Raw genomic sequence first — 12,561 nt, 5'->3', positions numbered from 1 at the left:
AACCACCAGACCCCCATCGAGGCCCTGAAAAAATGGCACGCCTCACACCCCAAGCTCTTCACAAAACGTGTGAATGATCTCCCGGGGCTTGACAGTTAGAACCCTATGACTCAGGTGATTAACTTTGCACCAAGGGAAATCTCGCGTGGATCAATCGCAGGTCGAACTCCTCGTTTGGGCCAAGCTCACCGAGCGGCAACGAAGCCAGGCGAGGGCCATAGAGATTACGCCTGAGCAGGTCGAGTACGCAGGCTCGGTTGAAGCGCAGATGAAATCCATCGAAGATCGATCTAGCGACGATCAAGTGGGACTTGGCATCGTCTGGCAGAGTGATCTCATTGGACTTTTGTCTCTCAAACGCTTAAGCAAAGCGCCGAGCTGGGCATCATCTCGATCGGCCGTGATCAGCGGACTGCGCCTAGACATCCGACACCAAGGACGCGGCTTCGGGCGCGTCGCCCTCCTCAGTTTGCCTGAATGGGTAGCCCAGCATTGGCCAGATTGCTCAAGCCTCAGTTTGGCCGTTGATGAAGAAAACGTGGCTGGTATCAAGGCCTACAGAGCGGCCGGCTTCCTCGACCTCGGACCGCGCCAGCAGGGGCGCATTGGCTGGGTTCAGTACATGAGTCGGCCCCTGTGAGACCGTCCTGACACTCAAGAACCATGACTTCATTGCCCGCACCTGATCCCGAGCAAGCCCTTGCACGATACGAAGCGGCGCTGCCTTCCAAGGACTTGGAAATCATAGAACCCTTGATCGATGCAGACGCATGCTTTGTGTTTTCAGAGGGGACTTGTTTCGACCGAGAAGCCATCAAGGGGGCGATGCAGCGCACTTTCGCCACCATTGAAGAAGACATCTTCCAGATGAATGACATCCGCTGGATACATCGTTCAACCAAGACTGCACTGTGTACCTTCATGTTCACTTGGTCTAGCAAGAGCGGGGGCCTGTCCTTCTCGGGCAAAGGCAGAGGCCTGTAGAGACTTGAGGTCAATGAACAGATCATCAAGCAAGAGCGGTGGTCGGACTGATTCGATCGCATCGTGGAGCGCACCTTGACGAACGCACCTTGGCTTGCATTGGCAAGGGCTGAATGCGGAGTCCGTGCATGCGGCCCTGGTGAATGCAATCCCCGCATCACTCAGTATCACGCGGGCACCAACATCGCAGGCTACGACGACAAAGTTTCCTGGTGTTCGTCGTTTGTCCACTGGTCTCTAGCGCAAGCCGGCATCGCCGGAACCGCTTCAGCGCTGGCCCGCTCATGGCTCACCTGGGGCGAACCTCTGGCCCACCCCCTTGAAGGCTGCATCACAGTGCTTTGGCGCGAAGACCCGGCCAGTTGGAAGGGCCACGTTGGCTTTTTCCAGCGCCTAGAGGGTGACACCATCGTCTTGCTCGGGGGCAATCAACTCGGTGAGGTCAGGCTGCATGCCTATCCGCTGTCGACAGTGCTGGCCTACCGATGGCCTTCAGCAGTGCGCTGAATCCATGATCGATATCGTCCCTTACCAGCCAGCATGGCGCGACGCCTTCGTCGAGGAGGCGAAGCGTCTTCGCGGCCAATTCGGAAATCGCGCCCTCCGTATCGACCATGTGGGCTCCACTTCCGTCCCAGGTTTGGCCGCAAAGCCCGTGATCGACGTTCAGGTGTCGTTCGCATCGCTGGAGCCTCGAGCAGCGCTTCTGGCAGAAATGGCTGCCCTTGGCTATCTGCATGTGAACCTTGGGGCATTCGACATGGTGTACCCCTACTTCACGAGGCCCGCCATCTGGCCCAGCACTCATCATGTTCATTTGTGTGTGGCAGGCTCCCTGGTGGAACGCAACCACCTTGCCTTTCGGGACTATCTACGTCTCCATCCAGATGTGGCCGCAGACTACGCGCAACTGAAGTCTGCACTTGCCGCCGCACACGACGGCGAGACGCTTGACGATCAGGAGAGATATTCCTTGGCGAAATCTGAGTTTGTGACCAAAACACTTGCCGAGGCCCTGCGCTTCGGTCTGCCGACGCCAAGCCAAAGCGACGGCTAGCGACCGGACTAAGCGCCCACCCCAGCCATGAGGCCTGCGGCGACTGCCAAAGCGAAGTTAAGGGGGAGACGGCGGCGCAGCCGACGGCGGAGGACATGAGCGGCGGCAGTCGCCGCAGGCCTCGTGGCGAGCGTGCCGCTCCACAAACAGCCCCCGCCACGTACGCGCTTCAATTAAGACACCCGGCAGGCCGTCCCCGCCCACCTTGCCTATAATCGCGCTTTACCACCACGGCATTCCTGCGCCGCTCCGTTTTTGAGAGCCGCCAGTGGCCTCATCCCATGACCAAGTACGTCTTCGTCACCGGCGGTGTGGTGTCCTCGCTCGGCAAGGGCATCGCGTCGGCCTCGTTGGCTGCGATTTTGGAATCGCGCGGTCTTAAAGTCACCCTCATCAAGCTCGACCCGTATTTGAACGTGGACCCGGGCACGATGTCGCCGTTCCAACACGGCGAAGTCTTCGTCACCGACGACGGCGCGGAGACCGACCTCGACCTCGGCCACTACGAGCGTTTCATCACCACCCGGATGAAGCGCAGCAACAACTTCACCAGCGGCTTGATCTACAAGTCGGTGCTGGAGAAAGAACGCCGCGGCGACTACCTGGGCAAGACCGTGCAGGTCATCCCCCACGTCACCAACGAAATCCAAGAGTACGTCAAGCGCGGCGCTGGCGCCGACACGCCCGATGCCGTGGACGTGGCCATCGTGGAGATTGGCGGCACGGTGGGCGACATTGAGTCCCTGCCCTTCTTGGAAGCCGTGCGTCAGCTCAGCCTGAAGCAGCCGGGCAATTGCGCGTTTGTTCACCTCACCTATGTGCCCTACATCAAGGCCGCCGGTGAGCTGAAGACCAAGCCCACCCAGCACACCGTGCAAAAGCTGCGCGAAATCGGTATCCAGCCCGATGCGCTGCTGTGCCGCGCCGACTTTGAAGTGCCGGTGGAAGAGCGCGAAAAGATTTCGCTGTTCACCAACGTGGCCCTGCACGGCGTGATCTCCATGTGGGACGTGGACACCATCTACAAAGTGCCGCGTGTGCTGCATGAGCAAGGTTTGGACGACCTGATCTGCCGCAAGCTGGCCCTGCACACCAAGGCGGCCGACCTCAAGACCTGGGACAACCTTGTCCATGAAGTCGAGCACCCCAAGGGCGAAGTCAACATCGCCATGTGCGGCAAGTACACCGACCTGTCGGACAGCTACAAGTCGCTCAACGAGGCGCTGCGCCATGCGGGCCTGCACAACCATGTGCGCGTCAAGATCAACTATGTGGATTCTGAGACCCTGACCGACGCGAACGCCGCCGAGCAATTGGCCCAGTTTGATGCGGTGCTGGTGCCTGGCGGCTTTGGCAAGCGCGGTGTCGAAGGCAAGATCAGCGCCGCGCGCTTTGCCCGTGAGCACAAGCTGCCCTACCTGGGCATTTGCCTCGGCATGCAAGTGGCCACCATCGAATATGCGCGCCACATGGCCGGTCTGGAAGGCGCCAATTCCACCGAGTTCGAACCCGACGCACCTCACAAGGTGATTGCGCTGATTGATGAGTGGCAAGACGCCGACGGCTCCATCCAGAAGCGCGACGCCAATTCCGACTTGGGCGGCACCATGCGCCTGGGCGCGCAAAGCTCTGACGTCAAGGCTGGCACCCTGGCCCATGACATCTATGGCCCGGTCGTCACAGAACGCCACCGCCACCGCTATGAGGCCAACGAGCATTACCTCGACCGCCTGCAAGAGGCGGGGCTGGTGATCTCCGCGATCACGCAGCGCGAAAAGCTCACCGAAATGGTGGAGCTGCCGCGCGACGTTCACCCTTGGTATGTGGGCGTGCAATTCCACCCGGAATTCAAGTCCACCCCCTGGGACGGCCACCCGCTGTTCATCAGCTACATCAAAGCAGCCCTGGCCCACCAGGCACAAGCAAAGGCTTAAGCATGAAGCTCTGTGGATTTGACGTCGGACTCGACAAGCCCTTTTTCTTGATCGCGGGCACCTGCTCGATCGAGGGCTTGGAGATGTCCCTGGAGGTTGCCGGACGCCTGAAAGAAATCTGTGCACCGCTGGGCATCCCGCTGATCTACAAGGGCTCTTTCGACAAAGCCAACCGCTCTTCGGGCAACACGCCGCGTGGCTTGGGCATGGACAAGGGCTTGAAGGTGCTGGACGAAATTCGCCGGCAACTGCAACTCCCCATCCTGACCGACGTGCACGACGAAGCCCAAGTCGAGCCGGTGGCAAGCGTGGTCGATGTGCTGCAGACGCCCGCCTTCTTGTGCCGCCAGACCGATTTCATCCGCGCTGTGGCCAAGTCTGGCAGGCCGGTGAACATCAAGAAGGGCCAATTCCTGGCCCCTTGGGACATGAAGAACGTGGTCGACAAAGCCCGGGCTGCGGCCCGTGAAGCAGGTCTTTCTGAAGACCGCTTTTTGGCCTGCGAGCGCGGCGTGAGCTTTGGCTACAACAACCTGGTGGCTGACATGAGCAGCCTGGCTGAAATGCGCAAGTCAGGCGCCCCGGTGGTGTTTGACGTGACCCATTCGGTGCAAAAGCCCGGTGGGCAAGGCACCAGCAGTGGCGGGGCACGTGAGATGGTGCCCGTCTTGGCGCGCGCCGGTGTGGCTGCCGGTGTGGCCGGCCTCTTCATGGAGACCCACCCCAAGCCTGCTGAAGCGTGGTCAGACGGCCCGAATGCCGTGCCGCTGGGCAAGATGAAGGCCTTACTGGAAACCTTGGTGCAACTCGACAAAGTCGTGAAGAGCCAAGCCTTGCTGGAGGACGATTTCCAATGAGTGCCTATGTCATTGCTGATGTGACGGTGACCGACGCCGAGAAGATGGCCCAGTACCGCGAATGGAGCACCAAAGCCATGCAAGAGCATGGCGCTGAGGTGCTGGTGCGGGGCGGCGAATTTGAAGTGCTGGAAGGCCCTTGGACGCCCTCGCGCCTGGTGCTGCTGAAGTTCCCCAGCCGAGACGCCGCCAAGGCCTTTTACAACAGCCAAACCTATAGCCATGCCCGTACCCTGCGCGAAGGCGCGGGGGTGATGCGCATGGTGGTGGTGGATGGTGTGGCCTGAGCCCCGCCTGAAACTTGAAGACCTGAAATTGATGCACGCAGGTAACCAGATGACGGCATCCTGCGCGCCGAATGTTTTTTCAATCACGGAGTGAGTAAGTCATGAGCGCCATTGTTGATATCGTCGGCCGCGAAGTCTTGGACAGCCGCGGCAACCCCACCGTTGAATGCGACGTGCTGCTGGAAAGCGGAACCCTGGGCCGCGCTGCTGTGCCGTCGGGCGCCTCCACCGGCTCGCGTGAAGCGATCGAGCTGCGCGACGGCGACAAGAGCCGCTACCTCGGCAAGGGCGTGCTCAAGGCCGTGCAGAACATCAACACCGAGATCAGCGAGGCCGTGTTGGGCCTGGACGCCAGCGAGCAAGCCTTTCTGGACAAGACCCTGATCGACTTGGACGGCACCGAGAACAAGAGCCGCTTGGGCGCTAACGCCATGCTGGCCGTCTCGATGGCCGTGGCCCGAGCTGCGGCTGAAGAAGCGGGCCTGCCGCTGTACCGCTACTTCGGTGGCATGGGCGGCGTGCAATTGCCCGTGCCGATGATGAACGTCATCAACGGCGGTGCGCACGCCAACAACAGCCTGGACTTGCAAGAGTTCATGATCATCCCCGTGGGCGCTCCAACCTTCCGCGAAGCCCTGCGTTACGGCGCTGAAGTCTTCCACGCTTTGAAGAAGCTGGTGGACGCCAAGGGCATGAGCACCACCGTGGGCGACGAAGGCGGCTTTGCCCCCAACCTGCCCAGCCATGAAGCAGCCATCCAGCTGATCCTGGAAGCCATCGATAAGGCAGGCTTCACTGCAGGCAGCCAAATCGCCATTGGCCTGGACTGCGCCGCCAGCGAGTTCTACAAAGACGGCAAGTACCACCTGGAAGGCGAAGGCCTGACCCTGACCGCCACCGAGTGGACCGACATCCTGGCCACTTGGTGCGACAAGTACCCCATCGTCTCTATCGAAGACGGCATGGCCGAAGGCGACTGGGACGGCTGGAAGGTGTTGACCGACCGCCTGGGTAAGAAGGTGCAGATCGTGGGCGACGACCTCTTCGTCACCAACACCAAGATCCTGAAAGAAGGCATCGAGAAGGGCATTGCCAACTCCATCCTCATCAAGATCAACCAGATCGGCACCCTGACCGAGACCTTCGCCGCGATTGAGATGGCTAAGCGCGCCGGCTACACCGCCGTCATCAGCCACCGCTCGGGCGAGACCGAAGACTCCACCATTGCCGACATCGCTGTGGGCCTGAACGCGGGTCAGATCAAGACGGGCTCGCTGTCGCGCTCAGACCGCATGGCCAAGTACAACCAGTTGCTGCGCATTGAAGAAGACCTGGGCGACGTGGCCGTTTACCCCGGCCGCGACGCGTTCTACAACCTGCGTTGATGAGGTTTGCCGCAGCGTTTCAGCGCTGCGGCACAATCCGGCCCTATGCGCATCGTCCCCTTCGTCTTTGCCGCCTTGCTGCTGCTGGTACATGCCGAGCTTTGGCTTGGCAAAGGGGGCGTGCCTCATGCGATGTCGCTGCGCTCGGAGTTGACTGAGCAGCGCGCGCGCAATGACGAAGCCCGAGCGCGCAACGAGCGCCTGATGGCCGAAGTGGCGGACTTGAAAGACGGTGTCGAGATCGTGGAAGAGAGAGCCCGCCTCGACATGGGCATGATCAAGCCTGACGAAGTCTTGGTGGTGGTCGCCCCTGGCAGCCGCTGAACCCACCCTCCCCTACGCCTAGCCCATGTTGGACAGCCTGTTGCAGGCCGCAGCGCCGCTGTTGACGCCCTTGTTTTCGCTCTGGGGCAGTGCCGTGACGGGCGCAGAGCTGGTAGCCTTTGTGCTGTCTTTGCTGATGGTGGTGGCCAATATGCGGGTCCATCCCGTGGCTTGGCCCCTGGCCATCATCAGCTCCGCGCTCTACGGTCTGCTGTTTGCACACTTCAAGCTTTTTGGCGAGGCAGGCTTGCAGGTGGTGTTCATCGTCGGCGCTTTTTGGGGCTGGCATCAGTGGCTCAAGGGGCGCCATGACGATGCGAAAGCCCTGAAAGTCTCGCGCTTAAGCCCCCGCCAACGCCTCACCGCCCTGCTCGCCACCTTGGCCGCTTGGCCTGTGTTGGCCTGGTTGCTGAACACCCACACAAGCTCGGACGTCGCGTGGCTGGACGCTCTGCCCACCGTCGGCAGTTTGGCCGGCCAGCTCTTGCTGGCGCAAAAGCGCATCGAGAACTGGCCCACCTGGGTCGCCGTCAATGTGGTCAGCGTAGCCCTGTTTGCCACCAAGGGCTTGTGGCTGACGGTCATTTTGTACAGCCTGTTCACGCTGATGGCGCTGCAAGGCTGGCGGGCCTGGAAGCGCCTAGAAGGCCAAAGCCATGGCTGATGCCTTGGGGCAAGTGATCGCCCTGGTCGGTGCCGAATCCACGGGTAAGAGCACCTTGGCGGCCGGCCTGGCCGAGGAATTGGCTGAGGCCACGGGCTTGAGGTGTACCTGGGTGCCCGAGGCACTGCGCACTTGGTGCGATGAGCACCAGCGCACACCGCTTCAGCACGAGCAGGCGGAGATCGTGCGGCTACAAAGCACGGCCATTGAAGCGGCGCGCGAGGCGCACGACGTGGTCTTCGCGGACACCACACCGCTGATGACGGCGGTCTATCACTGGCAAGTCTTTGCCAGTGACGAACTCGACGCCGCTGCGCTGCATTGGCACGGCCAGCAGTGCAGCCTGACCTTGCTGACCGGGCTGGACTTGCCTTGGGTGGCCGACGGCCTGCAGCGCGAAGGCCCGCATGTGCGCGAACCGGTTGATGCGCGGCTGCGCCACTTGCTGCTGCAGGGCGGCCTGGACTTCGTGGTCATCCGCGGCCAAGGCCCAGCGCGTGTGGATGCCGCGATGGATGCCATCAGCCCTCTGCTGCGCGGCAATAAGGCGGGCCGAAAAGCGGGCCTGTTCACGCGGCTGGCCCAACGCGATGCCGAAGCGCCCGCTTGGCCCTGGCTGTGCGACTGCGACAGCCCCGAGTGCGAACACGCCCTTCGGCAGCCTACTTCAGTGCAAGGTGCGGTTGGGCGCTAAGGTCTCGCCCTCTGGGGTGAAAAGTGCGGCCACGTCCACCGCATCAAAGTGATAGTGCTGGCCGCAGAAATCGCAGCCCACTTCGATCTCACCGCGCTCTTGCACCACACCCAGGGCCTCTTCCTGGCCCAAGCCCTGCAGCATGCTTTGCACACGCTCCAGCGAGCAAGTGCAGGCAAATCGCGGCTTCAGTGGCTCAAAGCGCCGCACATCTTCTTCCCAAAACAAACGCCGCATCACGGTGTCGGCATCCAAAGTCAGCAGCTCTTCTTGGCTCAGTGTGGCGGCCAAGTGGGCGATCCGGTTGAAGGACTCCGCCGCATCTTCGGGCGAGCTCAGCGCCCCCGTGCCTTCGAGGTTGCCTTGGCCCTCCAGCGGCAGGCGCTGGATCAGCAAGCCTGCGGCGAGCTGGCCGTCGGCCGCCAAGACCAGCCGGGTTTCCAATTGCTCAGACTGGCGCATGTATTGCTCCAGCACTTCGGAGAGTTGCGCCAAGGATTGGCCGTCGTTGCCGTTGAGCGGCACCACGCCCTGATAGGGCTGCTGGCCAGGCAGGCGGTCTTGCGGGTCCAGGGTGATGGCGCAGCGGCCTTGGCCGCTGACGTTCAGCATGTCACCCAGGCCAGCCTGGGTGGGCACCTCGCCCATCACCTTGGCGGTGGCGCGAAAGTCCAGGTCGCTACGGGCTTCGGCCACGGCCAGCTTCAAGGGGCCGTCGCCATGGATCTGCAAAATCAAGGCACCGTTGAACTTCAGGTTGGCCTGCATCAGCACGGCCGCGGCGCTCATCTGGCCCAGCAGCGCAGACACCTCTTGGGGATAGGCGCCCGCGGCCTCACGCCGGCGCAGCACTTCTTGCCATGAGTCAGTCAGGCGCACCAACATGCCGCGCACGGGCAGGCCTTCAAAGAGAAATTTATGGAGTTCGCTCATGGGGGTGATATGGGGGAGGATCGATAATTTTAAAGATGGAACTCCGAACGAGCGCTTTGGCCGCCTTGTGCGAAGCCGACCCCGCGCAAAAAGTCCTTTGCACCCAGGCCTTGCGGAAGGCCTCGTCGACTATGGCGCTGGACACCGCCGCCGCCCTGCACTGCAACGCCCCATTGCCAGGGCGGCCAGCGCAGCCCATCTGGGTCGATCACACGGCGGTGCCCAAACGCTCGCTGCGCACCCCTGAGGGCCGGGCTGCTATGGTGCACGCACTCTGCCACATCGAGTTCAATGCCATCAATTTGGCGCTCGATGCCATTTGGCGCTTTGCGGACATGCCTGAGCGCTATTACCTGGATTGGCTGCAGGTGGCTGATGAGGAGGCCTTGCACTTCAGCCTGCTGCGAGAACACCTGCAAAGCCTGGGGTTTGACTACGGCGACTTTGAGGCCCACGGCGGTTTGTGGTCCATGGCCGAACGCACAGCCCAGGACGTGCTGGCCCGCATGGCCCTGGTGCCCCGCACCTTAGAGGCCCGGGGTCTGGACGCGACCCCAGCAGTGCAAACCAAGTTCCGACACATGGGTGACCACCGTGCAGCCGACATCTTGGACATCATCTTGCGCGACGAAATCGGCCATGTCGCCATTGGCAACCACTGGTACGGCTGGTTGTGCCAGCAAGCCAGCCTGGACCCGCTGCAAACCTATGCGGACCTGGCGCACAGACACGCCGCACCGCGCTTACGCAAGCCCTTCAACTTAGAAGCACGCCGCGCGGCAGGTTTCAGCGAAGAAGAGCTGATTCGGCTTGACCAAGCCTGAGGCAAGGCTGAAGAGGGCCCCGCAGGAGCGAGGGGCTCTTTCAGCGTTGCCCTAACCCCAGGACAACCCCAACCTACCCTCTGCTCAAAGCCTGGGACACAGGCATACACTGGAGGGTCGACGTTTTCCGTCACTCCTATTTTTGTTGAAGGACTCTCATGGCTCGTCAAGACACTCGTCAATTCCTGAAGGTTGCCAGCATGTTGGTCGCTGGCCTGGTGCTGGCTGCATGCGGCAAGAAAGAACCCACGCCTGCCGCGTCGGCTCCCGTTGCATCGGCTCCCGCTTCTGCGGCTGAACCCGCACCGGCCAAGGTCTACACCGTGGGCACCGACGCGGCCTATGCTCCTTTCGAGTTCCAAAACGAAAAGGGTGAGATCGTCGGCTTCTCGGTGGACCTGCTGAACGCGGTGGCTGAGAAGGGGGGCTTCAAGGTCAAGTTCGTCAACACCCCCTGGGAAGGCATTTTCAATGCCCTGGGCCAAGGCGACCGCGATGTGCTGATCTCCTCGATCACCATCACCGACGAGCGCAAGCAGACCATGGACTTCTCTGACGCTTACTTTGATGCCAACCAGCTCATCGCCGTCAAGGACAACTCCAAGGTCGCCAAGTTCGACGACCTGAAGAAGCTGAAGGTTGGCGTGCAAACCGGCACCACCGGCGATGAAGTGGTCACCAAGCTGCAAGGCAAGACCGCCACCACCATCAAGCGTTTTGAATCCACCCCGCTGGCTCTGAAAGAGCTGGAGGCCGGTGGCGTGGACGCCGTGGTGGCAGACAACGGCGTGGTCATCCACTACGTGGCCAACAACACGGGCGCCAAGTTCAAGACCGTGTCGGACACCAAGTCCTTCGCGCCTGAGCAGTACGGTATCGCCGTGAAGAAGGGCAATGCCGAACTGCTGGCCCAGATCAACAAGGGCTTGGCTGCCGTGAAGGCCGATGGCACTTATAACGCCATCTACAAGAAGACCTTCGGCACGGAACCTGCTGCAGCCGCAGCCCCGACCGCACCGGCTTCCGCCGCCTCCAACTGATCGCCTGAACGCGCCAGGAAAGAGCTCACATGGACTTACGTTGGGAAATTCTTTCGGGCTACTGGCCCTTGTTCATGAAGGGCTTGCTCACCACGATAGAGCTCACTTTAGTGGCCATTGTGGTGGGCTTGGCACTCGGCGCGGTGTTGGGTCTGATCAGCAGTTCTCGCGATGCACCTCCGCTCAAGTCTGAACCTTTGAACCTGCTGCTGAAGCTGGCACGAGGCCTGACCACGGCCTACGTGACCTTCTTTCGTGGCACGCCCTTGTTTGTTCAGATTCTGCTGGTGCACTTTGCGGTCATGCCGGCACTGCTTCATCCAGAGCATGGCCTGCTGTTGTCTGGTGAATTGGCCCGTGAGTTCCGTCAGGAGCACGGGGCCTTCTTCTCTGGCGCTGTGGCACTGTCGCTGAATGCTGGGGCCTATATCTCGGAGATCTTCCGGGCAGGCATTCAAAGCATTCACACCGGCCAAACGCAAGCCGCATGGAGCCTGGGCCTGACCCACGGTCAAGCCATGCGTTTTGTGATCATGCCGCAGGCTTTCCGCCGCATGGTGCCGGCCTTGGTCAATGAGGGTGTCACGCTGATCAAGGACTCCTCCTTGGTCTCTGCCATAGGCTTGGCCGAGTTGGCGCTGGCAGCCCGCACCGTGGCTGGTGCCTATTCGCGCTATTGGGAGCCCTATTTGGCCATCTCGGCCATGTACCTGGTGTTGACCTTGGTGCTCTCCACCTTGGCCCAGCGCCTGGAGGCGCCCGCCCATCTCAGGGGCCGCTGACTTCACTCAGCGCTTAACTCCTCAAACAAAACGGCAGCCCTGGGCTGCCGTTTTTCTTTGGGATCTGTGGTTTCCTTCAGAGCGGGTCAAAGAAGTAGCGCTTGAGACCTGCCAAGATCATCTCCACCGCAATCGCGGTCAGCACCAGCCCCATCAGCTTCTCAATGGCCGAGACCATGGGTGTGCCCAGCAGCTTACGAATGCGGTCCGCCAGCAGCAACAAAATGCCGCTGATGACCATGGCCAAGGTCAGGGCCGCCACCCAATGCGTGATGCGCTCAGGTTGGCGCGAGGCCAGCAGCAGCACCGTCGCCATGGCCGAGGGCCCGGCCAGCAGGGGAACCGCCAACGGGAAGATTAAGGGTTCGCGGTCGCCGTCGCTGGCATAAATCTCCCCGCCTGTCGCAAAAATCATGCGGATGGCGATGATGAGCAGGATGACCCCGCCGGCCACCTCTAGCGATCGCTCGGACAAGTGCATCAGGTTCAAAAAGCTCTGCCCGGCGAACATGAAGGCGAGCAGCACCCCAAAGGCAATGCTCACCTCTCGAATCGCCACGATCGTTCGTCGCTCAGGCGCGACGCCACGCATCACAGCAATGAAGATGGGAAGACTGCCAAAGGGGTCGAGCACCAACAACAGCAGAACAAGTGCGGAAACAAAGGTGTGGTCCATCCCCCGCATTGTCAGCCACCTTAGGGATGCACTCCTCGTTGCAACATGGCAACATCTCGACACACTAAGGCCTGCAGGAATATCATTTCTGCCAACTTTGTTGCTTGCCAGACCTAAACT

At 61.3% G+C, this 12,561-nt stretch carries 16 protein-coding genes; 14 read left to right on the top strand and 2 right to left on the bottom strand.

Features of this window, described 5'->3' with window-relative positions:
* Window positions 1-145: 145 nt before the first annotated feature.
* The 11 genes from ACIQ3Q_RS02815 (at window position 146) to ACIQ3Q_RS02765 (ending at window position 8,186) form a co-directional block, all read left to right on the top strand.
* Entirely contained in the window at window positions 146-640 is a 495-nt protein-coding gene (locus ACIQ3Q_RS02815; protein WP_396267447.1) for a GNAT family N-acetyltransferase, read from the top strand.
* A gap of 23 nt (window positions 641-663) precedes the next feature.
* Entirely contained in the window at window positions 664-984 is a 321-nt protein-coding gene (locus ACIQ3Q_RS02810) for a nuclear transport factor 2 family protein (protein WP_396267446.1), read from the top strand.
* Window positions 985-1,047: 63 nt separating this feature from the next.
* On the top strand, window positions 1,048-1,491 hold the full coding sequence (locus ACIQ3Q_RS02805) for a TIGR02594 family protein (protein ID WP_396267445.1): 444 nt from the start codon (window positions 1,048-1,050) through the stop codon (window positions 1,489-1,491).
* Window positions 1,492-1,495: 4 nt separating this feature from the next.
* The gene (locus tag ACIQ3Q_RS02800) at window positions 1,496-2,041 is read left to right on the top strand and encodes a GrpB family protein (RefSeq protein ID WP_396267444.1); all 546 of its coding nucleotides are present in this window, start codon (window positions 1,496-1,498) and stop codon (window positions 2,039-2,041) included.
* 281 nt (window positions 2,042-2,322) lie between these two features.
* Window positions 2,323-3,975: a CTP synthase gene (locus tag ACIQ3Q_RS02795; protein WP_396267443.1), complete on the top strand. Its 1,653-nt coding sequence runs from the start codon at window positions 2,323-2,325 to the stop codon at window positions 3,973-3,975.
* A gap of 2 nt (window positions 3,976-3,977) precedes the next feature.
* Window positions 3,978-4,832 (top strand): 3-deoxy-8-phosphooctulonate synthase, encoded by an 855-nt coding sequence (gene kdsA, locus ACIQ3Q_RS02790; RefSeq protein WP_396267442.1) that lies wholly within the window; start codon window positions 3,978-3,980, stop codon window positions 4,830-4,832.
* Window positions 4,829-5,119, top strand: a complete 291-nt coding sequence (locus ACIQ3Q_RS02785) for a DUF1330 domain-containing protein (RefSeq protein WP_396267441.1) — start codon at window positions 4,829-4,831, stop codon at window positions 5,117-5,119. The genes kdsA and ACIQ3Q_RS02785 overlap by 4 nt, the downstream gene beginning before the upstream one ends.
* Before the next feature lie 101 nt (window positions 5,120-5,220).
* A complete protein-coding gene (gene eno / locus ACIQ3Q_RS02780) occupies window positions 5,221-6,504 on the top strand; it encodes a phosphopyruvate hydratase (RefSeq protein WP_396267440.1) in 1,284 nt (427 codons plus the stop codon).
* 45 nt (window positions 6,505-6,549) lie between these two features.
* Complete coding sequence (locus ACIQ3Q_RS02775; RefSeq protein ID WP_396267439.1) at window positions 6,550-6,828, top strand: septum formation initiator family protein; 279 nt, start codon at window positions 6,550-6,552, stop codon at window positions 6,826-6,828.
* A 25-nt stretch (window positions 6,829-6,853) separates the two neighbouring features.
* Window positions 6,854-7,492, top strand: coding sequence for a nicotinamide riboside transporter PnuC (pnuC, locus tag ACIQ3Q_RS02770; protein WP_396267438.1), 639 nt, complete (start codon window positions 6,854-6,856; stop codon window positions 7,490-7,492).
* Window positions 7,485-8,186, top strand: coding sequence for an AAA family ATPase (locus ACIQ3Q_RS02765; RefSeq protein WP_396267437.1), 702 nt, complete (start codon window positions 7,485-7,487; stop codon window positions 8,184-8,186). The genes pnuC and ACIQ3Q_RS02765 overlap by 8 nt, the downstream gene beginning before the upstream one ends.
* On the opposite strand, the gene ACIQ3Q_RS02760 is transcribed toward ACIQ3Q_RS02765, so the two are convergent.
* The gene (locus ACIQ3Q_RS02760; protein WP_396267436.1) at window positions 8,160-9,119 is read right to left on the bottom strand and encodes an Hsp33 family molecular chaperone HslO; all 960 of its coding nucleotides are present in this window, start codon (window positions 9,117-9,119) and stop codon (window positions 8,160-8,162) included. The two genes, ACIQ3Q_RS02765 and ACIQ3Q_RS02760, sit on opposite strands and share 27 nt — an antisense overlap.
* A gap of 35 nt (window positions 9,120-9,154) precedes the next feature.
* Between ACIQ3Q_RS02760 and ACIQ3Q_RS02755 the strand changes: the two genes are divergently transcribed.
* The 3 genes from ACIQ3Q_RS02755 to ACIQ3Q_RS02745 all read left to right on the top strand — a co-directional run bounded on the left by ACIQ3Q_RS02755 (window position 9,155) and on the right by ACIQ3Q_RS02745 (window position 11,765).
* Window positions 9,155-9,943: a ferritin-like domain-containing protein gene (locus tag ACIQ3Q_RS02755; RefSeq protein WP_396267435.1), complete on the top strand. Its 789-nt coding sequence runs from the start codon at window positions 9,155-9,157 to the stop codon at window positions 9,941-9,943.
* Between the two features lie 158 nt (window positions 9,944-10,101).
* On the top strand, window positions 10,102-10,983 hold the full coding sequence (locus ACIQ3Q_RS02750; RefSeq protein WP_396267434.1) for a basic amino acid ABC transporter substrate-binding protein: 882 nt from the start codon (window positions 10,102-10,104) through the stop codon (window positions 10,981-10,983).
* A 29-nt stretch (window positions 10,984-11,012) separates the two neighbouring features.
* Complete coding sequence (locus ACIQ3Q_RS02745; protein ID WP_396267433.1) at window positions 11,013-11,765, top strand: amino acid ABC transporter permease; 753 nt, start codon at window positions 11,013-11,015, stop codon at window positions 11,763-11,765.
* Window positions 11,766-11,841: 76 nt separating this feature from the next.
* Here the strand turns inward: ACIQ3Q_RS02745 and ACIQ3Q_RS02740 are convergent, their stop codons facing one another.
* Complete coding sequence (locus tag ACIQ3Q_RS02740; protein ID WP_396267432.1) at window positions 11,842-12,441, bottom strand: MarC family protein; 600 nt, start codon at window positions 12,439-12,441, stop codon at window positions 11,842-11,844.
* Between the last annotated feature and the right edge of the window lie 120 nt (window positions 12,442-12,561).

Source organism: Ideonella sp. (assembly GCF_044358605.1).
GTDB lineage: Bacteria > Pseudomonadota > Gammaproteobacteria > Burkholderiales > Burkholderiaceae_C > Ideonella.
The sequence above is the reverse complement of the archived record's forward strand: the minus strand, read 5'-3'. Positions and strand labels throughout refer to the sequence as shown.